Source organism: Hoeflea sp. TYP-13 (genome assembly GCF_040932035.1).
Classification (GTDB): Bacteria; Pseudomonadota; Alphaproteobacteria; order Rhizobiales; family Rhizobiaceae; genus Hoeflea_A.
Genome location: NZ_JBFRBB010000003.1, coordinates 579910 through 604552, shown reverse-complemented (window position 1 = coordinate 604552; position 24643 = coordinate 579910). Strand labels below are relative to the sequence as shown.

The following is a 24643-nucleotide window of genomic DNA, read 5'->3' as shown; positions in this document are numbered from 1 at the left end:
ACCATTTGGATTCGCCAATGCTGGAATATCTCATCGACACGATCGGCGATGGATCGGTCCTGTTGCTCGCTGGCCTGGCGGTCGGCGTGTTTTTCGGTGCGTCGGCGCAGCATTCACGGTTCTGTCTGCGAGCGGCGGCCGCCGAAGTGGGCGACGGCGAATTCGGCGCACGTTTTGCGGTATGGCTCATTACCTTTTCCGCAGCTGTCGTGTCCACTCAGGCCTCAATAGCCCTTGGTTTCCTTGACGTCTCCAACGCAAGACAACTTGCAGCAACAGGCAGCATCTCCGGCGCCGTGATCGGGGGCCTGATGTTCGGCGTCGGCATGATACTGGCCCGTGGATGCGCCAGCCGTCTGCTGGTCCTTTCGGCGACCGGTAATCTGCGCGCACTTGTTACCGGGCTGGTGCTGACACTTGTTGCGCAGGCAAGCCTGCGCGGCATCCTGGCTCCGGCACGCGAAAAACTCGGCTCCATCTGGCTGATCGATGGCGGCAGCCTGCGCAATCTGCTCAACTGGGTGGATCTCGACAGCGCCGGTGCGATTTTTATATCGATTGTGATATTGGCGGCATCCATCACCCTGGCGGCATATCGCGGCAACCAGTGGACACGCACATTAGCAGCCGTTTGCGTCGGACTTGCCGTTGCTCTCGGCTGGGTTGCGACCTACCACATTTCGCAGATTTCCTTCGAACCCGTTCCGATCTCCAGCGTTACATTTACAGGCCCTGCCACCGATACGCTGATGGGTCTGGTCAACAGCCGGGAACTGACCATGAGTTTCGGTATCGGGCTGGTGCCGGGCGTCTTCCTGGGGGCTGCCGTCATGGCTTTTATTTCGGCCGAATTCCGCATTCAGCGGTTCGGCTCCGAAGTGCCGATGGAACGGTATCTCATAGGCGCGGCACTCATGGGTTTCGGTGCAATGCTGGCCGGTGGATGCGCTGTGGGATCCGGTGTCTCCGGTGGAGCCATTCTTGCAGTCACCGCCTGGGCAGCCGTCTTTTTCATGTGGGTGGGCGCCATAGCCACCCACCTGGTGCTGGGAAGCGGAATTGCGCCTTTTGCAAAGGCGCAGCCATAACGCACCCTTCAGCCTCGGAGCGGCGAATTCTGAATTTACAAGCCTGAAAGCAGCGGCAGATCGAGAGCGTGCTTCAGATTTGGGGCTACCGCTATTCCGTATTCCCCCGCTTTTGCAGCCCATTCAGCCCTGAATTTGCCCGTTTCCACCAGAACAGCGTGCATGCCTTGCGATACGGCACCGATCACATCGGCTTCCAGATCATCGCCGATCATGACGCATTCGCCGGCAACAACGCCCATCAGCTTCAGGGCCGCATCAAAGAACAGGGCATTCGGCTTGCCGAGGATTGTCGCCTCAGAATTTGTGGAATATTCCAGCCCGGCAACGACAAGTCCCATGTCGGGAATCAGTTTGCCACTAGGGCCAACGTAGTCCCTGTTTTTGGCCAGGGCCAAAAAGACCGCACCATTGTGAATTGCCTCAAAGGCCTCCTCCAAAAGATGGCTTGTCAATTCATCTCCGAGATCGCCAACAACGACGGCGTTATAAGGCCTGCCCGGATCGGTATCGATTTCCGCCGCAACGCTCTTGCGAACCAGGCATAGGGGATTGAGACCCTTGTCGGCACAGATTGTCTGCGCCACCTGGAAGGGCGTGAGGATCCTGCTTTCGCTGGACACAGCAAAACCCGCCGATCTGAGCTCCCGCGCTATTTCCGTTCGGGGCCGGCTCGTCGTGTTGGTTGCAAAGAGATAGGGTACGCCGCTTTGCTCGATACGCGCCATGGCTTCCAGCGACCCGTCAATCGGGCGATCTTTTCCCTCGACGACAACGCCGGAAATATCAATCAGCAATCCATTGCATTGAAAGTCTGCCAATTTCCTTCGTTCCTAACAGTTCAGCCGTTGCTGTCTTCACGGTGCAGGAGCAAGGCTAATCCATTGCAACAGCAGGCTGCAACGTACCGGTGCGTTATTTCACCTTCAGCCGACTTCAAGGTCGGCAACGAAAATCCCGTCGTGGCCGCCGCGGCAGGCGGCAACCAGCATGCCTCCGGCACGCACATGGTCCGGATGCGCCTCATAGGCAAGGTGAGCCTCCCGGTCCGTGAAGGTCGTCACAAAACCGCATTGGTAGGCCTGCGACTTGGCTTCAAAGTCACGGTTCGGACCCCATGAAAAATCGATCATGCCGTCGACCTTGCCGACAAGGCCGGCAAGCAGTTCCATGGCATCCTCAATGGCCGGCAGCTCGTCTTCGGAACGCAGCGAAAGGAATACACAGTGTTTGAGCATGTCAGGTCTCCGGTGAAATCAGGATGGCGCGAAAATCATTCACATTGGTGAGCGTGGGCCCGGTTACGAGCTGATCGCCAAGCGCCGCAAAAAAGCTGTGACTGTTGTTGCCGGCAAGTTCGGCGGCAGGATCGAGGCCCAAGGCACGGGCACGCGCAAGCGTTGTTGGATCGATGAAAGCGCCGGCTACCTCCGCCGCCCCATCGACACCGTCGGTATCTGCCGCCAGTGCTGTAATCCCGGGCATACCGTCAAGCGCCAACGCAAGTGCAAGCGCAAATTCAGCATTCGGACCGCCAATCCCGGTACCGCGCCGTGTCACCGTGCATTCGCCGCCCGACAACAGCAACACCGGCGGATCACCAGCCTTGAGATTCGACCTGATGTCGAGCGTCAACCTGGCCTGTTCCCCGGCCACGTCTCGGGCTTCACCCTCGATCGCATCGCCGAGCACACGAACCTGGCAGCCGGAATCTGACGCCACTTTCGCCGCTGCCGCAAGCGATTGGGACGGCGCTGCAATGACCCGGTTTTCCACGCGGGTAAGGACGCGCGCATCGGGCGCGATCACACCCGTACTGCCGCTCAGGACAGCCTTTACCGACGCCGGAACATCGATGTTCCATCGGTTTAGAATGGCGGCGGCCTCGACCGGCGCCGATGCGTCGCCAACGGTCGGCCCGGAGGCAATGGCGCCCGGATCATCGCCCGGCACATCGGAGATCATCAGCGAGAGCATTTCTGCCGGATGGGCAGCGGCGGCAAGCTGTCCGCCCTTGACCCGTGACAGATGCTTGCGAACCTTGTTCATCGCATCGATGGGTGCGCCGGACGACAGGAGAGCAGCATTCACCTGCTGCTTTTCCTGAAGTGTGATGGACCCGGCAGGCTGCACAAGCAGCGCCGATCCGCCGCCGGAAATCAGCGCCAGCACAAAATCCCCCTCACCCAGTCCTTCTACGAGATTCAGTATACGTGTAGTGGCCGTTCGTCCGCGCTCATCGGGCACCGGATGGGATGCTTCGACAATTTCAATGCCTTGGCAGGGCCGACCGTAGCCGTCACGGGTGATGACAAGCCCCTCACACGGTCCCCAGACCGATTCCACCGCTTCTGCCATGCGTGCAGACGCCTTTCCGGCGCCGATCACCACCACCCGTCCGTCCGGCCTTGGCGGAAGCGCCGCAGGGACACAACGCATCGGGTCCGCTACGGCGACGGCCTGATTGAACAGGTCGCTTAGAAATGAGGTTCGCTGTGTCTCCGTCACCCATCAAACCCCGAGACTGGACTGGCGCGCGACGAGTTCGACGCCGGCGAACTCCTTTTCTGGTGGGCGCTTGCCGGATTCAAGCCACTCCAGCATGGTCGTCGCAGAACGGCGACCGAAGCTGGCAACATCGCAGCGCACGGAACTGAGCTGCGGATAGACGAGTGCACATTCCTCGATGTCGTCGAAGCCGACGAGCCGGAAATCACTGCCGACATTCACACCGCATTGCGCAAAACCGGAGAGCATGCCAAGCGCCACCAGATCGTTGAAAGCCATGGCGGCGTCGATTTCCGGGTGTTCACTCACAAGGGTCATCGCCATGTCGCGGCCGAAAGCCCGCGTGGAGCGACCGTGGAAGGTCACCGGTTCGATACCAAGCTCCGCCATGACCTCAAGATAGCCGGACATGCGCTCGCGGGTCACGGGACGCTCCTCCAGCCCTCCCACAAAGGCAATGCGCCTTGCACCGACGTCAACCAGATGGCGCGCTGCTAGTCGTCCGCCTGTCGCATAGTCGAGCGATGCGAATGGGAAGATATCGGTGCAGTCGTCGATCATCCGGCAGACTTGCATAGCCGGTATCCCGGCGCGTTTGATGATCCCGCTGATCGCCCCCTCGTCGCCATAGGCGGGCGAAACAACCAGCGCCGATACGCCATGCTCGATCATGGAGGCAATCACCTGCGACTGGATGTCCGGGTCCTCGTCGGTGTTGGCAACGACAGTGGCAAAGCCACGGCTGGCAAAGGTCATCTGCGCACTGGTGGCAAATTCTGTAAAGAAAGGGTTGCGCAGATCGTTGATGACGAGACCGATGAGACCGGCATCCGCTCCTCGCAGATTGGCCGCCGACCGATTGTAGACATAGTTCAACGCGGCCATCGATTTTTCGACCGCCTCGCGCGTTGCCTGCTTGACCAGCGGGCTATTTTGCAGAACGAGCGAGACTGTCGACTTGGACACACCCGCATGCTGGGCCACGTCAATGATGGTCGGTCGCTTGCTCATTCCAACTGGTCCTCAGCCTATCCCGTGCAGGCGCAAGAGCGTTTGCATCCGTTCCATGGCAAGATCCGGCCTCGTCAAAAGCCTTGCCTGATCGGCCAGCCGAAACACCTCCGCGTAATGCGTGATTTCCCGTGCGGATTGAAAGCCGGCCGGCATGATGAAATGGTCCTGTGCGCCGTTGAGCCACGCCAGAAAGGCAATGCCTGCCTTGTAGAACTGTGTCGGCGCTTTGAATATTTCACGCGAAAGCGGAACCGTCGGCGCGAGAAGCGCGTGATAGGTTTCCACGTCATCCTTTGCCAGCGCCTCAAGCGCCTGGCTGGCCGCCGGTGCGATCGCTGCGAATATACCGAGCAGCGCGTGCGAATATTGCCCGCTACTGCCGGCGATCAGGTCTGCATAGTTGAAATCGTCACCCGTGTAGAGGCGCACACCCTCCGGCAGGCGTGCACGCAGGCCCTCCTCATGGGCCTGGTCGAGAAGCGAGACCTTGATGCCGTCGATCTTCAACGGGTTGGCCGCAATAATCGCAAGAACGGCATCGGTGGCCGATGAAACATCGCCCGCCCCCCAATAGCCGGCAAGCATCGGGTCGAACGCATCGCCGAGCCAGTGAAGGATGACCGGCTCCGCCGCCTGTTCGATCAGACGGCCGTAGACACGGGCATAGGTGTCGATATCGGCGCGCATTGCCGGAAATGCACGCGATGCCATAATGATAACCTGCCCGCCGGCCGCCTCGATCGCCTCCATCTGGTGGCTGTAGGCGGCAATGAGGGTATCGTCGTCACGTAATTCAGAAAGTTCCACATGGTCCGTGCCGGCACCACACGCAACGCGCGGGCGCAGCGGATGGGCTTTCGCGGCCCGCATGGTCCTTTCGATCAGCTCCCTTGCGGTCGGCCAATCGACGCCCATGCCGCGTTGCGCGGTATCCATCGCTTCTGCGAGATCAAGACCCTGATCCCAAAGCCAGCAGCGGAACTTCAGCGTATTTTCCCAGTCGACCGCCGGTCGGCCGACCCAGGGATCACGCTCGGCAAGCGGATCGGACACGACGTGAGCTGCGGCAAATGCCGTTCGGGTAAGCGGCACGGCCGGTGCGCGCACCTCAAGGGCTTCGCCAACAAGGCGGTAATCTTCGAGCATTCCGGCATAGGTCGGCAGGCGCATTGCGGTCCTCACAGCTTGTGATCTTCGCGGATCATGTCGGCGGCCTTTTCCGCGATCATCATCGTCGGAGCGTTGGTGTTCGATGAATTGACGAAGGGCATGGTTGAGGAGTCGCAGACGCGCAGCCCGTCAATCCCCTTCATTTGCAGGCGCGGATTGACCACGGCTGTCGGATCGTCGTCCGCGCCCATCTTGCAACTGCCGACGGGGTGGTAGTCGGTCTTGGCGTGGCGATAGGCGTATTCCTTGATGTCGTCGTCCGTCTTCGCCTGTGCGCCCGGATGCGCCTCGCCATTCATGAATTCCTTGAATGCCGGCTGGCCCATGATCCGGCGCGCCAGCTTGAAGCCCTCAACCGACATTTTCACGTCATAGGGATCGCTCCAGTAATTCGGATTGATGAGCGGCGTTTCCTTCGGATCGTTCGATTTAAGGCGGACCGTTCCGCGCGAGCGAGGGCGAAGGAATGCGGAATTGAGGGTCACACCGTTGCGGATCGGGTCGAGACCGTGTTCGAGACCGGAACCGGGTAGAAAATGAAACTGGATATCAGGGGCGGGCGCATCCTCGTCAGCATACCAGAAACCGCCGCCATCGCAGATATTGGAGGCGAGAATGCCGGTGCCGAACATCAGGAACTGCACACCGGCAGCGGCCGACATGTACCAAGGCTTGTAGCGGTCGAAGGAATAGTCGCCGGAACATTCCGTCACCACGAAGACATCCATATGATCATGCAGATTTTCACCCACATAGGGATGGTCGACAACGACATCGACGCCGACTGATTTCAGATGATCGGACGGGCCGATGCCCGAGTGCAGCAGGACGCGCGGACTTCCTATGGCGCCGGCCGTCAGCAGGACTTCGCGCCCGACCTCGATGCGCTCGCCGCCGACATGAACCGCCACTGCCCGATCGCCCTTCAGTTCGATCCGCTCGACATGCGCGCGTGTGCGCAGTGTGAAATTCGGATCCTTCAGGATCTGCGGGAGATAACATGCCGAGGCGGAACTGCGGCGGCCGTCCCGGTTGGTGACCTGATAGTAGCCAAGACCTTCCTGCCGCGCGCCGTTGAAATCCGGATTGAATGGCATATCGGCCTGCTGTGCCGCACGCACAAAGGCGGTTGTCAGCTTGTGCGGGATCACGTCCGAGACGCGCAGCGGCCCGCCCTGCCCGTGGAACTCGTTGACATAGCGATTGTTGTCCTCTGCTCTGACGAAATAGGGCAGCACCTCGTCATAGCTCCAGCCGTCGCATCCATGCGCCGCCCAATTGTCGTAATCCCAGCGGTTGCCACGGGTATAAAGCTGCGCGTTGATCGAGGAACCGCCGCCGAGCACGCGGCCCTGCGGATACCACACTGCCTTGCCGTTCAATCCTTGCTGTGGAACCGTTTCATAACCCCAGGTGTGGGACGTGCCGGTCAATTTGGTGAAACCGGCAGGCACATGGATCAGCGGATGCCAGTCGCTCGGGCCCGCTTCGAGCATCAGAACGGACACATTGCCGGTATCGACCAGCCGACGCGCCAGCACACAGCCGGCCGGACCGCCGCCAACGATGATGAAATCGTATTTCTCAGCCATTCAGTCTTTTCCTATAGCCGCGCAATCGACAAGCCGCCGTCGACGGGAATGACCGCCCCGTTCGCGAACGCCATCTTGCCGGTGACGAGCGGCACGATCGCAGAGCCGACATCGCCGGGCTGACCCCAGCGCCCGGCGGGCACCAATCCGCCTTCAATGCGCGCGGTGTACTTGTCCTTGACGCCGGTCGTCATGCCGGTCTCGATAATCCCGGGTCGCAATTCGAAGACGCCAATCCCGTGGGGAGCCAGACGAGCAGCGAACAGTTCCGACATCATCGCAGCACCCGCTTTCGATATGCAGTATTCGGCCCGCTCGATCGAGATCATGGCAGCGCTGACCGATGTGACGAACACAATGGAGCGATAATGGCCGGCAGGCCGAGCAATCATGCGGCGCGCAACCGCCTGTGCCAGAAAAAATGCGCCACGCAGATTAACATCGAGCACGAAATCGTAGTTTTCGGGTTCGATATCCAGCAGGTCGCCGCGCACCCTTGCTGGGACACCCGCATTCGATACGAGTGCGTCGACCGGCCCAAGCTCGGCCTCAATGCTGTCCAGCAGAGATCCGATACCGCCTATTTCCTGCAGGTCATGCCGGAAATAACGCGCATCCCTGCCCAACTTTCCCAGGGCAGTGACAACGCCCGGATCGTCCGGCGCACTGCGCGATGCCAGCGCGAGCGCAAATCCGGCTTCTGCAAGAGCGTCGGCAACGCCGAAACCGATACCCTGCTGACCTCCGGTTATGAGAGCGACGGGTTTCATGCGGCAAGGTCCTTTTTGATGGTGTCGGCGGTGCGCAAAGCCATTGCGGCAACAGTGAGCGCCGGATTGACGGCGGCTGAAGTCGGCAGGCAGGCCGCGTCCGTGACAAAAAGATTGGGATGGTCCCAGGAGCGGCAGTCGGGATCCAGCGACGATTTTGCAGGGTCCGAACCGATACGCACGGTGCCGCATTGGTGCGAAGGCACGCGCCCGTCGAAGAGCCGCGACAGGACGACGGGAAATCCCGCGGCCCGCAGTTTAGATTTTGTTTTTGCAACAAGACGGTTGTGGGCGACCATGTTCGAGCGCCGCCAGATCAACTGGATTTCACCGTCCTTGAGCACGACACGGCTGTTCTGGTCGGGCAGGTCCTCCGAGATTGCATAGAAATCGACGGCGTGGCCGGAGACGTAACGCGCAATGGGCATCGGCAGTGAGGGAACATTGGCCTTCAGAATATCGGGCACGACCCGGCCGAGAAGCTGAACGTTGCCGAGCGGCGGACCGCCATTGCCGTCGGAAAGGTACCAGTCATTGATGCCGAATGTTTTTTGATAGACCGAGTCATTTCGAAATCGCGGATCGAAAGCGATCAGCGCACTGGCATTGTGGTTCATGAAGCAGCGGCCGACCTGATCGGAGCTGTTCCCGACATCTGAGGCTAGAAGAAGCGCTGCCGACTGCACAGCGCCGGCGCAAACGGCAACGGTATGGGGGGTCAGACGGTGCGTTTCACCATCCTTTTCATAGACCACTTCGGCAACGCGCTTGGTGCCTGGTTCTGCCTTGAGACCTGTTACGCGCGCATTCGTGATCAGTTCGACATTGTCATTAGCGAGTGCCGCCTCGAGCCCGCAGGTCTCCGCGTCCATCTTGCCCGACCGGGTATCGGGATATCCGTCCCAGCCGGTTTTTCCACCCGATAGCCAACGCTCGATATCGACACCGAGCGGCAGCGTGAACGGATGCGCACCGGCCTCTTTCAACCGGGCCCGCACCCGCGCAATTGCCGGTTCATCAGGCACGGGTTGATGCGGGAGCGATCCTGTATGCGGGGGCTCCGTAGGGTCGGAACCCACATCGCCGCGGACACGGTAAAGCCGTTCAGCCGCATCATACCAGGGGGCAAGCGTCTCATAGGGAAACGGCCAGGCCGGAGAGACACCTTCGGCATGCTCCATTTCCTGAAAATCCTCGGCCCGATAGCGGATCAGCACCGCGCCATAGAGCTTTGAGTTGCCGCCAACATGATAATAATTGCCCGGGGAAAAGCGCTGTCCGTTCTCGTCGACCCAGGTCTCATCCGACAGAAAGGCGCTGTTGCGGAAGATCCGGTTCGGATCGCGCGCCGGGGCATCGTCGGGAATGCGTTCGCCGCGCTCAAGAATGACGATCCGTGCGCCGGTTGGCGCAAGTCCGGCCGCAAGGGAAGCGCCGCCCATACCGCTGCCGATAATGACGATGTCAGGCATAGATGGCATTTTGTTCAGCCAATCCGCATTTCCGTTTTCGGATCGAAAGCGACCGCCTTTTCCATATTGATGGCAAAGGGGAATACTTCTCCGGCCCGCACATCGACATCGGCTCGAAACCGGCCTGTAACCTCCTTGCCGCCGAGATGGCTGACGACAAATATGTCGGATCCTGCGGGTTCCGTGACTTCCACCCGTGCTTCGACTTTGTGGATCGCCTGGCTTTTGCGGTCTGCGCCATCCTCATCCGTAATCGCTTCGGGGCGGATGCCGAGGATAATCTCGCGACCATCGTGCTGTGCAAGGCCGTTTGCCCGGGCGAATGGAAGTGAAGCCGTCGCACCGTTCGAAAGACCGACCCTGGCCATGGTCGCGCCGTTTTCAACGTGAACCTTGGCGGGAAAAAGGTTCATGGATGGCGAACCCATGAAACCCGCAACGAAGATGTTGGCCGGATTGTCGTAAATCTCCTTCGGCGTGCCGAGCTGCTGCACATGGCCGCCGAACATCACCGCAATCCGGGTTGAGAGCGTTAGCGCTTCGATCTGGTCGTGGGTGACATAAACAATCGTGGTGCCGAGCTTCTGGTGCAGCTTCTTGATTTCGGTGCGCATGTCGACGCGCAGCTTGGCGTCGAGGTTCGACAGCGGCTCATCGAACAGGAATACATCCGGGTTGCGCACCAGAGCGCGGCCCATGGCAACACGCTGGCGCTGGCCGCCGGAAAGCTGGCCCGGCTTGCGGTCGAGCAGATGCTGGATCTGCAGCAGTTCGGCAACATCGGCAACTGCCTTGTCGCGCTCAACCTTCGGCACACCGTGCATCTCAAGGCCGAATGCAATGTTCTGGGCGACATTCATGTTCGGATAGAGCGCATAGGACTGGAACACCATGGCGATGTTCCTGTCGGCCGGACGCACGCCGTTCATCGACCGTCCCTTGATGGCGATGTCTCCGCTTGTCACCTCTTCAAGGCCCGCAATCATGTTGAGCAGCGTGGACTTGCCGCAGCCGGAGGGACCGACGAGAACCAGGAACTCGCCCTCCTCGACCGATATATCGGTCTCGTGCAGCACTTTGACGGAACCGTAGGATTTGGTTGCGTTCTTGATGTCGAGAAAACCCATTCTGTTACCCTTTCACGCTGCCGGCCATCAGGCCGCGCACGAAGTACCGGCCGGCGACGATATAGACGAGGAGTGTCGGCAATGCCGCCATGATCGCCCCGGCGAAATGCACATTATATTCCTTCACGCCGGTGGAGGACTGAACCAGATTGTTCAGCGCCACCGTCATCGGCTGGCTGTCGAAATCGGAAAAGCTCGCGCCGAACAGGAAGTCGTTCCAGATATTGGTGAACTGCCAGATGATGCAGACAACGGCTATCGGCCCCGAAGACGGTAGCATGATGCGTCTGAAGATGGTGAAAAAACCCGCCCCGTCTATCATAGCGGCACGAACGAGTTCCGTCGGAAACTGCTGGTAGTAATTGCGGAAATAGAGCGTCGAAAAGCCTATCCCGTAGACGAGATGAACGAAGATCAGCCCCGGAACCGTACCCGCAAGCCCCATCAGACCGAGCATACGGGCCATCGGAATGAGCACCATCTGGAAGGGAATGAAGCAACCGAAAAGCAGCAGACCGAAGACAATCGTATCGCCCGGAAATCGCCATTTGGTAAGCACATAGCCGTTCAATGCGCCCAGGACCGTGGAAATAGCAACGGCAGGCACGACCATCAGAATCGAATTCAGAAAATAGGGTTTAAGTCCGGTCGCCTCGACGCCGATCTGAGCTGTCGACCAGGCGCTGCCCCAGGGAGCGATCGTCCATTGCGACGGCAGCGCCATCATGCCGCCTGCCTGAATCTCGCTGAGCGGTTTGAGCGAATTGACAGCCATCACATAGAGCGGCAGCAGGTAATAGAGGCAAAACAGGATCAGGATCGAATAGATGACGAACCTGGCGCTGTTACCTGTGCGGATGACATTTGCGGAAGCGTTCGAGGCCATCACTTTTTCTCCCGCAGTTCGGACCAGATATAGGGCACCATGATCGCCGCGATCGACATCAGCATGATTGTCGCCGATGCCGCGCCGATGCCCATCTGGTTGCGTGTGAAAGTGTAGGAATACATGAAGGTCGCGGGCAGCTCCGTCGCCGTGCCCGGTCCGCCGCCGGTCAGCGCGATGATCAGGTCATAGGATTTGATCGCCATGTGCGCCAGCACCACAAAGGCCGACATGAAAGCAGGACGCAACTGCGGGATGACGATGCGCCGATAGAGCGCCCAGTTTGACGCCCCGTCTATCTGCGCGGCCTTCAGCACCTCGTTGTCGATCCCGCGCAACCCGGCAAGGAACATCGCCATGACGAAGCCGCTGGTCTGCCATACCGCTGCGATGACGATTGTGTAGATCGCCATGTCGCTGTCCTTGATCCACTCGAAGGTGAAGCTTTCCCAGCCCCAGCTCCGCACCACCGCCTGCAGTCCGATGCCGGGATCGAGAAACCATTTCCAGGCAGTGCCGGTGACGATAAAGCTGAGCGCCATCGGATAAAGATAGATTGTGCGAATAAAGCCTTCCGCGCGGATTTTCTGGTCAAGCAGGATTGCAAGGCCGAGACCCAGCGCACAGCTGATAACGATATAGAGCGATCCGAAGATCAAAAGGTTGTCGACCGCAATGCCCCAGGCCCTGACCGAAAACAGGCGCGTATAGTTCCGCCATCCGACAAGATCGTAACTCGGCAGAATGCGGCTGTCGGTGAATGACAGGTAGAAGGTAAAGAGGATAAAGCCGTAAACGAAGACGAGCACAATTGCGAGACTGGGACTGAGCACGATCCTGGGCAGCGCGTCGCGCAGCCAGTCATTGCCGCTGCGGGATCGAACGGTCGTCGACATTTAAAGCCCTCCTTGTGGAGGGAGAGCAGAGACTGCTCTCCCCTGTTCCTGCGTTCTTACTGAGCAAGCTCAACGGCACTCACAAGTTCCGAAACAGCCGTTGCTGAATCGTACTCGCCGTTAAAGTGCGCGGTGACGACATCATAGATAGCATTCTTCACCGATGCGGGGTTGGCGTGGCCATGAGCAGCCGAGCCATAAAGGTTGCCCGATTTCGATGCTGCTGCAAGGTCCTTCATGCCCTGTTTGCCACAGGCGTCAAACGCCTCGTCGGAAACATCGACACGCGCCGGAACCGAGCCCTTCACGACGTTGAACGCGGACTGGAAGGCCGGTGACATAATCGCCTTGGCAAGCGCGCCCTGCTCGTCCGATACGGTGCCGCCCTGGTTGAACAGAGCAAACTGGTCGGAGTTGAAGGTGACCTGTTCCTGAGTTCCGGGGAAGCGGAAGCAAAGGAAATCCTGCCCCGGCACCTTGCCGGCATTGATGAACTCGCCCTTCGCCCAGTCACCCATGAACTGGAAGGCGGCATCGCCATTGATCACCATCGCAGAAGCAAGGTTCCAGTCGCGACCGGAAAAGTTGTCGTCGACATAACTTCTGATGACCGCCATGCGGTCGAATGCTTCTTTCATCGTGTCGGATCCAAGCGCCGCCGGATCAAGATCGACGAAGGCCGCCTTGTAGAAATCCGGTCCGCCGGTCGACATGGCGACGGCATCGAAGATCGTTGCATCCTGCCAGGCCTGCCCGCCATGAGCGACGGCTGTCTTACCCGATGCCTTGACCTTGTCCATCGCGGCGACGAGTTCATCCCACGTGGTGGGCTGGGCAATGCCAAGCTCGTCAAGCACAGCCTTGTTGGCCCACACCCAGTTGGTCGAATGCACGTTGACCGGTGCTGCAACCCACTGACCGTCATTCTTGGAGAACTTCTGCAGCGCTTCCGGAACGACACTGTCCCAGCCTTCCTCGGCGGCGATATCGTTCAGGTTGGCAAGGGCGCCTTCCTTGGCCCAGTCGGTAATGTCAAATCCAAGCATCTGCACAGCGGTCGGAGCGTTACCCGACGTCACGCGTGCGCGCAGCACGGTCATCGCCTGGGTGCCGCCGCCCCCTGCAACCGGCATGTCCTGCCAGCCGATTCCCTGGGATTCAAGATCCTGCTTGAGCACGTTCAGAGCCGCGGCTTCGCCGCCGGACGTCCACCAGTGAAGAACTTCCACGTCGCCGGCATGCGCAAAACTTGCGGATGCAGCGAGCACGGCAAAGGCCGATATTGTTTTTCTGATTTTCAAACGCATGGTTTCCTCCTGAAGTTGCGTTGTTTTACGCTGCCGAACGATAGTGTCGGCGGTCAGCGATTGGGTACCCAGGGCGCGCGCGTGCGGCCGATCCGCATCTGCACGGTTTTCACCTCCAGGTATTCTTCTAGTCCGTAGCGCCCGAGCTCACGCCCGAGACCGCTTTCTTTCACGCCACCGAATGGCATTTCGGCAAATCCGTCCATCCAGGTGTTTGTCCAGACGGTTCCTGCCTGCACCCGGCGGGTGAATTCCAGGCATGTGTGGACATTTTCGCTCCACACACCTGCCGAAAGGCCGTATGCCGCATCATTTGCAAGTGCTACTGCTTCGTCAAACGTGCTGAATTCGAGTACCGACAGTACCGGTCCGAAAACCTCCTCACGGGCGATTGCCATATCGCCCGTCACGCCTGACAAGACGGTAGGCTGATAAAACTGTTCTTGCAATCCGGGTACCGTGAGCGGGCCACCGCCAAGACGGATCGACGCGCCCGCTTGTGCAGCCGACTTCACGTAGCCGTCGATCTTTTTTTGATGTTCCGCCGACACGATGGCGCCGACCTTGGTGTCCGCATGGAGCGGATCGCCGAAAGGCACCTTTCGCGACAGGGCAACGACCCGTTCGGTGACCTCTTCAGCCACATCCTTGTGGACAATGATGCGTGATCCGGAATTGCAGCACTCGCCGGCATTGAAATAGATTCCAAAGACGATGGCATCGACGGCACTGTCGACATCCGCGTCGGCAAAGACGACCTGCGGATTCTTTCCGCCGAGTTCAAGTGACACCCTCTTCAGCGTTGTCGATGCGGCAGCAACAATTGCCTTGCCGACGGCGGTTGACCCGGTAAAGGACACCATGTCGACATCCGCATGGGTGCTCATCAGCGCACCGACAGGCTGCCCGAAGCCCAGTACGATGTTGACAACGCCGGCTGGAAGCCCGGCTTCGAGCAGCAGTTCGCCGAGAATAACCGTGGTCGCCGGCGTCAGCTCCGACGGCTTGACCACCGCCGTGCAACCCGCCGCCAGCGCGAACGGCAGCTTCTGTGAAACGATCAGGAATGGAAAGTTCCACGGCGTGATGATGGAGGCGACACCAATCGGTTCCTTCAAGACGACGCCCAGCATTTCAGAACCGAGACTGTTGTGGCTGTCGCCGTGCAGGGTGCGCGCTAGCGAAGCAGCATAGCGCCAAAGGTCCGCCGCGCCCTCAATCTCGGCTTTTGCCTGGCTGATCGGCTTGCCACTTTCCAGCGTTTCCATCAACGCGATCTGCTCGAGGTCGCGCTCGATCAGTTCGGCCACTCGCAACAGCAGCGCTGCTCTTTCCTTGCCGGAAATCTGCGACCAGCGCCCATCGTCAAATGCCCGGCGCGCGGCCGCAATAGCGGCTTCGGTTTCTTTCGCACCTGCTTGTGCGGCGCGTGTCACCAGAACGCCGTGGGCCGGCGAACGGCGTTCGAAGGCAGCACCATCGGCGCTCTCACACCACTGCCCGTCAATGAGATGGCGGGCGGGAAACGGCTCTTGCGGCAGTTCTGAGCCGTCGGTTGCGGAAATGAGGGTAAGGTCGTGTTTCGTCATGTTTATCTGCCGGGAAATTGTGGTTTGCGTTTCTCGCGGAAGGCGGAAACACCCTCGGCTTTGTCTTCACTTGCCGCGATCATGCCGCCGCCAAGCGCTTCAATCATGGCGCCGCGGTCCTCTCCGACCGCACCATGGATCATGTATTTTGCAATCTCGGTCGCGCGCGGTGATGTGGCGAGCGTTCGCTCAGCGATCTCGCGTGCGACGGCGGCGGGATCTTCAGCGACCGCCGCCACGTAACCCACTGCCAGCGCACGGTCCGCGGTAAGGCGCCGGCCGAACAGGGCCATTTCCTTCAGGACGGGTTCTGGCAGCAGACGCGCGAGACGCTGCGTTCCGGACCAGCCGGGGATGATTCCGACGCCGGTTTCCGGCAGGGCAAGTGTGGCGGCAGGGGCCATCACGCGAATGTCGCAGGCCGCTGAAAGTTCCAGTCCGCCGCCGAAAGCATGGCCGTTGATTGCTGCGATGGTTGGCTTTGAAAGGCGTGCGAGACGGTCGAAGATACGATGACCGTCCCGCACCCAGTGCCTGGCAAATTCGGCGGGAGGAAGTTCCGACCAGGCATTGATATCGGCACCGGCGCAAAAGGCGCGATCGCCCACGGCCGTAAGAACGACCGCGTGTATCGTTTCATCACGGTCCAGCCTGGCGCAATGGGCTTCGAGCGCTTCCAGCATGGGCATGGTCAGCGCATTCAATTTTGCCGGGTTGTCAAGGCGGAGTTCGGCAATTGCTTCTTCGACGATGAGGTGAAGATCGCTCATAGTGTCAGCCCCATCTTTTCTTCCGCAAGAAGGGATACAGGCATCGTCCGGGCGCCTTCGGCGATGCGCACACGCCCCCCCGATGCAGCAACGATATCGGCTTCCGGCTCAATGCCGGGCATGATTTCGGTGGCAACGAGGCCATCGGTTTCTAGGCGAATGACGCAACGCTCCGTGACGTAGAGGATTTCCTGTCCGGTTTCGCGGGCGCGGCGTCCCGAAAACGTCACATGCTCGACAGCATCGACCATCTTGGTGAATTTGCCGGGCCTGACAACACGCAGGCCTTCGCCGGTCAGTTCGAGTTCGGCGCCCGCTTCGAATAGCCCTGCGAAAACAATCTTCTTGGCGTGCGCCGTAATATCGACGAAGCCACCGCAACCCGCTGTCAGATAGGGCTTTTTGCCAAGCTTGGAGACATTTACATTGCCTTCGACATCGACTTCCAGGAAAGAAAGGAAAGAGACATCAAACCCCCCACCCTGGAAATAGGTGAACTGATTGGGTGACGGCACGAAGGCATCGGCATTAGAAGCGCAGCCAAACGCGAATCCGGTCAGCGGGACTCCGCCGACAGCGCCTTGCTCAATCGCCCAGGTCACGGAGCCGGCGTGTCCTTCTTCGAGGAGAACACGGGGCACCATCGCCGAAATTCCAAAGCCAAGATTTGCCGTCTGGCCGGCAGACAGCTCCATCGCAGCGCGGCGCGCGATGGTCTTTTCGATGCCATGCTCAGCGAGTGTAAAACTCGACAGCGGCCGGATGATCTCACCCGATATTGCCGGATCGTAATCCGTTTCGGTGGTCTGTTTCTGCTCCGGGTCAACGACAATAAGGTCAACGAGGTGGCCCGGAACGCGCACGTCATGCGGGCGAAGGGACCCGGATGCGGTCACCCGCTTGACCTGCGCGATGACCAGCCCGCCGTGATTGCGCACCGCGATCGCCTGATCAAGACCGCCGAGATAGGCGCCCTCATGCTCATAGGTAAGGTTGCCGCTATCATCGGCTGTCGTGGCGCGCAGGATCGCGACATCCGGCACGATATTGGGGAAGTGCAGCCAGGTCTCATCGCCGAATTCGACCCTTGAAACGATGGGACGGGCGGCAGCCGAAGCGTTCATGGCACAGCCCTCGCGAACCGGGTCGACAAAGGTGCCGAGCCCGACCTTCGTCAACACGCCCGGGCGGCGCGCAGCGACATCGCGATGCATATCGAACATGATGCCTGAGGGCACGTTATAGGCGGCAACCCGGTTCTCGACGATCATGCGCCAGATTTCAGGCATCGGCATGGAAGACGGGCCACTCGGATAGGAGCCACCGATAATCGTCGCCAAAAGCCCGTCTTTCGCGATGTGATCGACACCCTTGATGCCGTACATGTCGCCGGCGGCGATCGGATGAAGCGTTGTCAGGTTCCTTGGATGCCCCTCACGGTCAAAACGCGCGCCAATGGCCGCAAGCATCTTGTCAGGGCAGCCAAGGCCGGATGAGGAGGAGACAGAAACAACCGCATTGTCAGCAATTCGGGCAACAGCAGCTTCGGCGGTGACAGTCTTTGAGGCCATGACCTAGATGCCTCCGTAGTCGACGCGCACGGTCTGCCCGCTTTCGGCCGCATCGCGGACGGCAAGCGCCACAGCAAGCGACTTCACACCGTCGACACCGTCCGCAGCCGGACGGCCGTTGCCTGCAATCGCCTGCGTAAACAGCGACAACGAACGCACATAAAGACCGTGACCGGAATAGGAAATGTCCTGACGGCCGTCTTCATCGACAAGGGCAATCTCACCGACCGGCTGCTGTGTCATGACATTGCGTCCGATAACCGATGCTTCCGTGCCATGCACCTCGATACCGGTTCCTGCGAATGCATGGGTAAAACTCTCATGGGTCTGTACCATCGCTCCAGACGGCATCGACCACACGGACATGACGCTGTCCTCAACGCCCTGCCCCATTCCCGATGCACCTGCTTTCGCGACAACATCCACCGGGTCCTCGCCGAGGTAAAATCGTACGGTGTCAGCGTCGTGAACAACAATATCGGCGATGACGCCGCCACCCGCGGCCGCGTCATTTATGCGCCAGCCCTGCAGATGCGCCGGCAGGTGAACCGCATGAAAGATACGTACGCTGAGGACCTGACCAAGGCGTCCCGACTGAATAAGATCGCGGATTGCCAGATGCGATCCCGCATTGCGCAGATGATGGTTGGTGGCAAAAACGACCCCGGCCTTGTCCGCTGCGTGCACCATCTCGACAGCCTCGCCCAGCGTCATCGCCAGGGGTTTTTCACACAATACATGCTTGCCTTGCGCAATCGCCGCCATGGCCTGCGCATAGTGCTTCTCATTTGTCGTGGAGATGTAAACCGCGGCGATGTCTGGGTCGCCAACCACCGTATCAAGATCGGTGACGCTTTGCGGGATGGAATGCTTGGCCGCGTAGTCGGCACCGCGCTGCGGATTGGAACTCAGCACGGACTTAATGCTGTTTCCCTCCTGGGCCCTGATTGCGGCAATCACATGTTCGGATGCGATGGTGCTTGCACCGATTAGACCCCACTGCATTCTCACACCCTCTACTTTTGGCACGTTCCAAATTACTCAAAAACTGAATTATTGGATCGTTCCAAAAGAGTCAAGTGAGTTTGCTCGAATTAATTCCAGAAATTTATGCAAATTGGTTTTCAGCGCTCGTTTGCAACGGGGAAATGCTCGCGAAATGAAAGCATCTTGCAAAAAGACACCGCCAGTTGGAATTCGGAGATCCCGATTATCCGGCAGCATCGCGCGCAAGTGCACGCATGACACTTTGCTGGGTGACAACGCCTACCGGCACATCTGACCCGTTGGTGATGACAAGCGGATTGTGCGACCCGGCAAGAATTGAAAAGCCGTCTTCCAGCACCATGCCACCGTCAACACAGACCGCCGCAGGCATCGCCGATTTGCTGCGCAGCAGATCATCGAGCCGATGGCGGTCGCCCTGCCCGACAACATGGCGCGGCTTGCCCTCATCTGTCAGGATGATGGCCTCATTGTCCTCCAGCAACGCACCGCAATTCGCGGCATTGGCATCGCTGAGCGGCAGAAGACCGGCCTTTTCGACAAGCGAGCCCACCGTCACCACCCGAGCGCGGTTCACATCGTTGACAAAGCGCGCGACATAATCGTCGGCCGGATTCATCAGAATGTCAGCGCCGGTTCCTGCCTGACGCAGCTCGCCATCCTTGAGGATTGCAATGTGATCGCCGAGCCGTAGCGCCTCGTCGAGATCGTGGGTAATGAACACGATCGTCTTGTGAAGCCTTTCCTGAAGTTCCTTGAGTTGCGCCTGCATGTCGTTGCGGATCAGCGGATCAAGTGCACTGAAGGCTTCATCCATGAGCAGGATTTCGGCATCGGTTGCAAGTGCGCGTGCAAGACCGACACGCTGCTGCATGCCGCCTGAAAGCTGCTTCGGATACTGGTTCTCAAAGCCGTCCAGACCGACCTGCTCGATCTGCCGCATACCGTGTTCGCGTGCCTCGGCCTTGCCCATGCCGGCGATGGTCAGGCCGCAAACGACATTGTCGAGCACCGTTTTATGGGGCAATAGCGCAAAACGCTGAAACACCATAGATACCTTCTTGCGGCGAAACGCGCGCAGTTCGGTCTCGCTCATTTTCAGAACATCGACATCATCGACCAGAATATGTCCGGCAGTCGGCTCGATCAGCCGGTTGAAGTGGCGGATGAGAGTCGATTTGCCTGACCCGGACAGTCCCATGATAACGAATGTTTCGCCGGCGCGGATGTCGAGGCTGACATCGCGGATACCGACGACATGGCCTGTTTTTTCGAGTATTTCGGACTTGCTGGCCCCGGCCTTGACCTTGTCCATCACAGCCGCCGGATTATCGCCGAACACCTTGTAGACGTTTTTGACGCGGATCTTCATTTCATCGTCAGCCATGGCATCATCCTCCGATGTGAAGATGTTGCTGCATGCGGCGGCCATAGGCCTGCGCGATACGGTCGAAAATGATGGCCAGGAAGACAATCGCCAGGCCAGCCAGCAGGCCACGGCTCACTTCAAGCCGCTGAATACCCTGAAGCACCTGATAGCCAAGGCCGCCGGCGCCGATCATCGACGCAATCACCACCATCGACAATGCCATCATCGTTGTCTGGTTGATGCCGGCCATGATGGTCGGCAGTGCCAGTGGAATCTGGGCAATGAACAGACGTTGTCTCGACGTTGCGCCGAACGACGTCATTGCCTCCGTCACCTCGGCATCCACTTGCCGGATACCGAGATTGGTCAGGCGGATAACCGGCGGTATCGCAAAGACGATCGTTGCCAGGAGCGCAGGGATTTTGCCCGGTCCGAAGAGCATGACAAACGGAATGAGATAGACGAAGATCGGCATGGTCTGCATGATGTCGAGAACCGGCAGCGTAACCGATTGCAGCGGATTGGACCGCGACATCACGATGCCGATGGGAATGCCGAGAAGGATGGCGAGGAACGTCGCCGTCAGCATCAGGGCGATTGTTGCCATCGCGGCATCCCAGATACCGATGACACCAATCAGGAACATCATGACGGCCGTCCCGACCGTAGCGCCGATATTTCTCACCATCTGATACGTCAGCGCCGTAAGTGCGATCAGGACAACATACCAGGGAAGCCACTGCAGGAACTGCTCCATGGCCGTCAACATGCGCAGCACCGGCAGGAATGCGATCTCCAGCGCTTCTCCGTAATTCGCAACAATCAGATTGAAGCTGTCGTCGATCGCGATCCGCAGTGCTCTTGTATCGATCAGTTCGGGGAAATCTGCAGTCATGTCTGACACTCCGGTCACTGCCATTCTGGATGGCCCGTGCGGCCGCTCAGCAGGCGATCCGCAGGACCATCAAATCTGACCAAAACCCGGGGACGTTTCCAGCCCCCGGAATTGATCATCGGTTCAGGTGAATTCGCTAGAGCGACGATTTCACGGATGCGGCGACGTCCTCGGGCACCCACTGTGTCCAGACGGATTCATAGTTGACGAGGAAATACTCAGCCACTTCTTCGGGCGAAGCCTTGTTGTCGTCGCCCCACGCAAGGACCGCGCTGATCTCGGCATTGGGCACCTGCATCTTTGAAAGGAACTCGGCCACGTTGGGCGCCTTATCCTTCAGTTCGCTGACAACGGCAATCGCCACTTCACCGACCGCCCAGCCCGTTACCTGCGGATTTTCGCAGTTCTTGTCGGTCAGACAGGTGAACTTTTCGGCGTTGTATTCGGGCATGCCTAGGCGAACCAGATTATACTTGCCGATAACGTCCGTCGGGCCCCAGTAGTAGCCGACAATCGGTTTTTTGCGGGTAACCTGGCGGGCAAAGGACGCCTTCAGGTTTGCACCCGATCCCGGCGAGAACAGCTCGAACGTGTCCTCCATCTTGAGCGCCTTGTAGAGATTGTTGGTGATGATCTCACAACCCCAGCCCGGTGGGCACCCGTAAAGCCTTCCCCTGTTGGGGTCGGAAATATCGGCAAAGACTTCCCAATTGTCCTTCAGATCGGAAATGGTCTTGATCTGCGGGTGTTCCTTGGCGACATAGTCCGGGATCCACCAGCCCTCTTCGCCGCCACCGGCAAAAATGTCATTGGCTTTGTAAACATTGCCCTTTTCCTGCATCTGGTCCCAGATCGACTGTGCGGTCGAGACCCAAAGCTCCGGTGCAATATCGGGCTCGCCTTTACTCAGCATGGATGTTGCGGTCGGCACGGTATCGCCCGGCACGAGCTCAGCGTTACAGCCATATCCGTCCACAAGAATTCTTTGGGCGATAAAGGCAAGCGAACTGGCCGAAAGCCAGGTCATTTCCGCAATGGTGATCTTGTCTTCGGTGCCGCAGTCAGTGGCCGACGCGGTGTTGGCCGTGCCAAGCGATAGCGTCGCCATTGCCGCGGCTCCGACGATCAGTGAAGTCAGTTTGGTCATCAGTTTCCTCCCGTTGGCGGGGCTCCCAAGCACGCCCCGGCCGGCTGTCATCAACAGCCAATCTAAAAGATGTTCCAATTGAGAACTTCAGGCAAATCGAAACATCTTAGATGGATTTCAAAAAAATTGAACATATGGTAAGCGCGGCGACCGCTGTCTGTTGGGTGCTTACAGGATCATTCCAACGTTTCTAACGACGTTGCTCCCAAGAACGGGCCTGCATCCAACGCGCTTCCCGGCGAACGGACATATATGCAGGACAGAGCCATGTTCCTCCGGCTGGCTGGCCGTGGCACCGGCATTCCGGCTAACAATTGCCTTGCCCAATCCTCTCTTTCGGCCGGCGACACGATTGTCAGCCGGGAACGGGCAGCGTCGCTTTCCGTTCCGTCCTGTGGGTAGACAGTAAGGGCACACGAATTAATCAAACAATTTCAAAAATAAAATGGATTATTCGATCAGAAGAATAAATCTGCCGAATAGGGTTCCGGTCGGCGTCCCCCGCTTGGGCGCACATGCCTAGAGCATTTCTGAATTGCTCTAGATATCGACTTCGCGCGGCACCTGGGCACGAATGGCGTCCCAGGCACGCCGGGCGCCAGGGGACAAAGCTTCGTTGCGACGCCGGATAAGGCAGATCTTGCGGATCAGCACAGGATTTGAAAGACGCCTGAAAATCAGATCCGGCTCGTTGGCAGCAGGCCGGGCAAGCTGGGGCACGACTGTAACGCCAAGGCCTGCACGAACCATTTCCAGCAACGTAACCATGGCCAACACCTCGCCTGCCGGAGTCTGAAAACGCTCGGTAAACTCGTCAGATTCCTGCAGGGCCTTGTAGACGCCGGTGTCGCCGGCCATGACGAACAGACGTTCTTCATCGATCATCGTCCAGTTCAGGGGAGAGTCGATTTTGGCCAGTGGATCATCCCGCCTGCAGACAAGACCGAACCGATCCGTGGTCAGCGGCGTGAATTCAAGTTCCGGATACGGGTGCCACATATTGCTCACACCGAAATCCACGTCCCGGTCGAGTACCTGGCGATGCACACCGCGCCCGTTGTCGTCCCGCAGCGTAACGCGGATATCGGGATGGGCGTCGTGGAATCCCTGGACGATTTCCGGCAACAGTCGAATGGCGATTGACGGCAGCACTGCAATGGATACCTGACCGCCGCGCTGGGCTGCCGATTGGCGCACGCCTATGATCGCCTCGTCGAATTTGTCGACCACCTCTTCTGCAGAACTGAGAAAGTTTTCTCCGTCGGCGGTCAATATGACCTGCCGGGTTGTCCTGTTGAACAGCGATACCCCCAGCTGTTCCTCAAGCTGGCGGATCGTCACGGTGAGTGCCGATTGGGACAACAGCAGGTGCTCAGCGGCGCGGGTAAAGCTGCCTTCGCGGGCAACCGCAATGAAGGCACGCAGATGCCTCATATTTACCGCGGATTTCATGATCGGCAGGCCATCGGATACATTTATAATTTTTTCTAATTAATATTGTGGATTTTTGAATTTCAAAAATCAAGCGGATTTCAGCTCTCTATTGTCAGTATTTCCATCCAGCCAAATGCAATCCCGCGCGCATTTTGGAAGTTCGGACAACAGCAAATGTCTCGTGAATTCGACTTGCATATGCCTGACAGTTTGGAAGACGCCCTGAACGTCCTGTCCGACATGGAAAGCACGCCGCTGGCCGGCGGAACCAATTTACTGGTTGATGTGCGGTCTCAGCGGGAAAGGCCGAAACGCGTCGTTGCCCTTGGTCGTGTCACCGGATTGCGGGGGATCAGTTTTGACGGAGAAAAAACCGTTGTCGGCGCCCGCACAACCATAAGCGACCTGTTGCAGTCACCGGAGATTGCGAATTCAGGCCCCTCGCTGATTGAGGCTGCACGGGTTTTTGCAGGTCAGATGGTTCGCAACGCCGGAACGGTCGGCGGCAATATCGCCTGCGCTTCGCCCGCGGCCGACTTGATCCCTCCGCTCATGTCGCTGGACGCCGAAGTGACGCTTGCCGGTTCGTCAGGAAACAGAACCGTTGCGCTGGCCGACTATTATCAAGGTTATAAACAGGACATCCGGCGTCCCGACGAACTGATCACCCGGATTTCCTGGGCCCAGCTTCCGCGCAATAGCGTCAACATGTTTTACAAACTGGCGCGGCGCAAAGGCGATGCCATCACCGTTACGAGTGTTGCCGTTACCCTGAGCATGTCGAATGGAAAGTGCGCCGGGGCCCGCATTGCGCTTGGCGCCGTTGCGCCCTGTGTCGTCCGCGCAAAAGAACCGGAACAGCTGCTTGAGGGGCAAATACTCAGCGAAACGCTGATAGCAGATGCCGCTGAGCAGGCCGCGGCTCAGTGTAATCCCATTGATGATGTCCGCGCGAGCGCTGTCTATCGCCGTCACTGCGTTCAGGTCCTTGTGGGCCGTCTGCTTTTACAAGCATGGAACAGGCTTGCGTGAG

22 protein-coding genes are annotated in these 24643 nt (G+C 59.0%); 2 read left to right on the top strand and 20 right to left on the bottom strand.

The window, feature by feature from the left end; genetic code table 11:
• Positions 1–17: 17 nt before the first annotated feature.
• Positions 18–1088: a YeeE/YedE family protein gene (locus tag ABVT35_RS19890; RefSeq protein WP_368468728.1), complete on the top strand. Its 1071-nt coding sequence runs from the start codon at positions 18–20 to the stop codon at positions 1086–1088.
• 35 nt (positions 1089–1123) lie between these two features.
• Here ABVT35_RS19890 and ABVT35_RS19885 read toward each other — a convergent pair whose 3' ends face one another.
• The 20 genes from ABVT35_RS19885 to ABVT35_RS19790 all read right to left on the bottom strand — a co-directional run bounded on the left by ABVT35_RS19885 (position 1124) and on the right by ABVT35_RS19790 (position 23628).
• Entirely contained in the window at positions 1124–1909 is a 786-nt protein-coding gene (locus tag ABVT35_RS19885) for an HAD-IIA family hydrolase (protein WP_368468727.1), read from the bottom strand.
• A 105-nt stretch (positions 1910–2014) separates the two neighbouring features.
• Positions 2015–2326, bottom strand: a complete 312-nt coding sequence (locus tag ABVT35_RS19880) for a Dabb family protein (RefSeq protein WP_368468725.1) — start codon at positions 2324–2326, stop codon at positions 2015–2017.
• Between the two features lies 1 nt (position 2327).
• The gene (locus tag ABVT35_RS19875) at positions 2328–3596 is read right to left on the bottom strand and encodes a glycerate kinase (RefSeq protein WP_368468723.1); all 1269 of its coding nucleotides are present in this window, start codon (positions 3594–3596) and stop codon (positions 2328–2330) included.
• A gap of 3 nt (positions 3597–3599) precedes the next feature.
• Positions 3600–4607, bottom strand: a complete 1008-nt coding sequence (locus tag ABVT35_RS19870) for a LacI family DNA-binding transcriptional regulator (protein WP_368468721.1) — start codon at positions 4605–4607, stop codon at positions 3600–3602.
• A 12-nt stretch (positions 4608–4619) separates the two neighbouring features.
• On the bottom strand, positions 4620–5780 hold the full coding sequence (locus ABVT35_RS19865; protein WP_368468719.1) for a dihydrodipicolinate synthase family protein: 1161 nt from the start codon (positions 5778–5780) through the stop codon (positions 4620–4622).
• Positions 5781–5788: 8 nt separating this feature from the next.
• Positions 5789–7372, bottom strand: a complete 1584-nt coding sequence (locus ABVT35_RS19860; protein ID WP_368468717.1) for a GMC family oxidoreductase — start codon at positions 7370–7372, stop codon at positions 5789–5791.
• A gap of 11 nt (positions 7373–7383) precedes the next feature.
• A complete protein-coding gene (locus ABVT35_RS19855; RefSeq protein WP_368468716.1) occupies positions 7384–8142 on the bottom strand; it encodes a 3-ketoacyl-ACP reductase in 759 nt (252 codons plus the stop codon).
• On the bottom strand, positions 8139–9623 hold the full coding sequence (locus tag ABVT35_RS19850; protein ID WP_368468715.1) for an FAD-dependent oxidoreductase: 1485 nt from the start codon (positions 9621–9623) through the stop codon (positions 8139–8141). The genes ABVT35_RS19855 and ABVT35_RS19850 overlap by 4 nt, the downstream gene beginning before the upstream one ends.
• A 5-nt stretch (positions 9624–9628) precedes the next feature.
• Positions 9629–10741 (bottom strand): ABC transporter ATP-binding protein, encoded by a 1113-nt coding sequence (locus ABVT35_RS19845; RefSeq protein WP_368468713.1) that lies wholly within the window; start codon positions 10739–10741, stop codon positions 9629–9631.
• 4 nt (positions 10742–10745) lie between these two features.
• Complete coding sequence (locus ABVT35_RS19840; protein WP_368468711.1) at positions 10746–11627, bottom strand: carbohydrate ABC transporter permease; 882 nt, start codon at positions 11625–11627, stop codon at positions 10746–10748.
• Positions 11627–12523 (bottom strand): carbohydrate ABC transporter permease, encoded by an 897-nt coding sequence (locus ABVT35_RS19835; RefSeq protein ID WP_368468709.1) that lies wholly within the window; start codon positions 12521–12523, stop codon positions 11627–11629. Before ABVT35_RS19835 ends, ABVT35_RS19840 begins: the two co-directional genes overlap by 1 nt.
• 56 nt (positions 12524–12579) lie before the next feature.
• Positions 12580–13830 carry an ABC transporter substrate-binding protein gene (locus ABVT35_RS19830; RefSeq protein ID WP_368468708.1) on the bottom strand — a complete coding sequence of 417 codons (1251 nt, stop codon included), beginning with the start codon at positions 13828–13830 and terminating at the stop codon, positions 12580–12582.
• Between the two features lie 53 nt (positions 13831–13883).
• Complete coding sequence (locus tag ABVT35_RS19825; RefSeq protein ID WP_368468707.1) at positions 13884–15419, bottom strand: aldehyde dehydrogenase family protein; 1536 nt, start codon at positions 15417–15419, stop codon at positions 13884–13886.
• Between the two features lie 2 nt (positions 15420–15421).
• Complete coding sequence (locus ABVT35_RS19820; RefSeq protein WP_368468706.1) at positions 15422–16189, bottom strand: enoyl-CoA hydratase/isomerase family protein; 768 nt, start codon at positions 16187–16189, stop codon at positions 15422–15424.
• On the bottom strand, positions 16186–17760 hold the full coding sequence (locus tag ABVT35_RS19815) for an acyl CoA:acetate/3-ketoacid CoA transferase (RefSeq protein WP_368468705.1): 1575 nt from the start codon (positions 17758–17760) through the stop codon (positions 16186–16188). Before ABVT35_RS19815 ends, ABVT35_RS19820 begins: the two co-directional genes overlap by 4 nt.
• A 3-nt stretch (positions 17761–17763) precedes the next feature.
• Positions 17764–18765 carry a Gfo/Idh/MocA family protein gene (locus ABVT35_RS19810; RefSeq protein WP_368468703.1) on the bottom strand — a complete coding sequence of 334 codons (1002 nt, stop codon included), beginning with the start codon at positions 18763–18765 and terminating at the stop codon, positions 17764–17766.
• A 205-nt stretch (positions 18766–18970) separates the two neighbouring features.
• A complete protein-coding gene (locus ABVT35_RS19805) occupies positions 18971–20152 on the bottom strand; it encodes a glycine betaine/L-proline ABC transporter ATP-binding protein (RefSeq protein WP_368468701.1) in 1182 nt (393 codons plus the stop codon).
• Positions 20153–20156: 4 nt separating this feature from the next.
• Positions 20157–21029: an ABC transporter permease gene (locus ABVT35_RS19800; RefSeq protein WP_368468700.1), complete on the bottom strand. Its 873-nt coding sequence runs from the start codon at positions 21027–21029 to the stop codon at positions 20157–20159.
• Positions 21030–21165: 136 nt separating this feature from the next.
• Positions 21166–22176, bottom strand: coding sequence for an ABC transporter substrate-binding protein (locus tag ABVT35_RS19795; protein ID WP_368468699.1), 1011 nt, complete (start codon positions 22174–22176; stop codon positions 21166–21168).
• A gap of 540 nt (positions 22177–22716) precedes the next feature.
• Positions 22717–23628, bottom strand: a complete 912-nt coding sequence (locus tag ABVT35_RS19790) for a LysR family transcriptional regulator (RefSeq protein ID WP_368468697.1) — start codon at positions 23626–23628, stop codon at positions 22717–22719.
• A 156-nt stretch (positions 23629–23784) separates the two neighbouring features.
• Between ABVT35_RS19790 and ABVT35_RS19785 the strand changes: the two genes are divergently transcribed.
• Positions 23785–24642, top strand: a complete 858-nt coding sequence (locus tag ABVT35_RS19785) for a xanthine dehydrogenase family protein subunit M (RefSeq protein ID WP_368468696.1) — start codon at positions 23785–23787, stop codon at positions 24640–24642.
• Position 24643: the final 1 nt, after the last annotated feature.

Excerpts from the sequence above, each read along its gene's own strand:
- ABVT35_RS19890 (WP_368468728.1), top strand. The coding sequence starts at position 18 with ATGCTGGAATATCTCATCGACACGATCGGCGATGGATCGGTCCTGTTG.
- ABVT35_RS19880 (WP_368468725.1), bottom strand. The coding sequence starts at position 2,326 with ATGCTCAAACACTGTGTATTCCTTTCGCTGCGTTCCGAAGACGAGCTG.
- ABVT35_RS19870 (WP_368468721.1), bottom strand. The coding sequence starts at position 4,607 with ATGAGCAAGCGACCGACCATCATTGACGTGGCCCAGCATGCGGGTGTG.
- ABVT35_RS19865 (WP_368468719.1), bottom strand. The coding sequence starts at position 5,780 with ATGCGCCTGCCGACCTATGCCGGAATGCTCGAAGATTACCGCCTTGTT.
- ABVT35_RS19860 (WP_368468717.1), bottom strand. The coding sequence starts at position 7,372 with ATGGCTGAGAAATACGATTTCATCATCGTTGGCGGCGGTCCGGCCGGC.
- ABVT35_RS19855 (WP_368468716.1), bottom strand. The coding sequence starts at position 8,142 with ATGAAACCCGTCGCTCTCATAACCGGAGGTCAGCAGGGTATCGGTTTC.
- ABVT35_RS19850 (WP_368468715.1), bottom strand. The coding sequence starts at position 9,623 with ATGCCATCTATGCCTGACATCGTCATTATCGGCAGCGGTATGGGCGGC.
- ABVT35_RS19845 (WP_368468713.1), bottom strand. The coding sequence starts at position 10,741 with ATGGGTTTTCTCGACATCAAGAACGCAACCAAATCCTACGGTTCCGTC.
- ABVT35_RS19840 (WP_368468711.1), bottom strand. The coding sequence starts at position 11,627 with ATGGCCTCGAACGCTTCCGCAAATGTCATCCGCACAGGTAACAGCGCC.
- ABVT35_RS19835 (WP_368468709.1), bottom strand. The coding sequence starts at position 12,523 with ATGTCGACGACCGTTCGATCCCGCAGCGGCAATGACTGGCTGCGCGAC.
- ABVT35_RS19830 (WP_368468708.1), bottom strand. The coding sequence starts at position 13,830 with ATGCGTTTGAAAATCAGAAAAACAATATCGGCCTTTGCCGTGCTCGCT.
- ABVT35_RS19825 (WP_368468707.1), bottom strand. The coding sequence starts at position 15,419 with ATGACGAAACACGACCTTACCCTCATTTCCGCAACCGACGGCTCAGAA.
- ABVT35_RS19820 (WP_368468706.1), bottom strand. The coding sequence starts at position 16,189 with ATGAGCGATCTTCACCTCATCGTCGAAGAAGCAATTGCCGAACTCCGC.
- ABVT35_RS19815 (WP_368468705.1), bottom strand. The coding sequence starts at position 17,760 with ATGGCCTCAAAGACTGTCACCGCCGAAGCTGCTGTTGCCCGAATTGCT.
- ABVT35_RS19810 (WP_368468703.1), bottom strand. The coding sequence starts at position 18,765 with ATGCAGTGGGGTCTAATCGGTGCAAGCACCATCGCATCCGAACATGTG.
- ABVT35_RS19805 (WP_368468701.1), bottom strand. The coding sequence starts at position 20,152 with ATGGCTGACGATGAAATGAAGATCCGCGTCAAAAACGTCTACAAGGTG.
- ABVT35_RS19800 (WP_368468700.1), bottom strand. The coding sequence starts at position 21,029 with ATGACTGCAGATTTCCCCGAACTGATCGATACAAGAGCACTGCGGATC.
- ABVT35_RS19795 (WP_368468699.1), bottom strand. The coding sequence starts at position 22,176 with ATGACCAAACTGACTTCACTGATCGTCGGAGCCGCGGCAATGGCGACG.
- ABVT35_RS19790 (WP_368468697.1), bottom strand. The coding sequence starts at position 23,628 with ATGAAATCCGCGGTAAATATGAGGCATCTGCGTGCCTTCATTGCGGTT.
- ABVT35_RS19785 (WP_368468696.1), top strand. The coding sequence starts at position 23,785 with ATGTCTCGTGAATTCGACTTGCATATGCCTGACAGTTTGGAAGACGCC.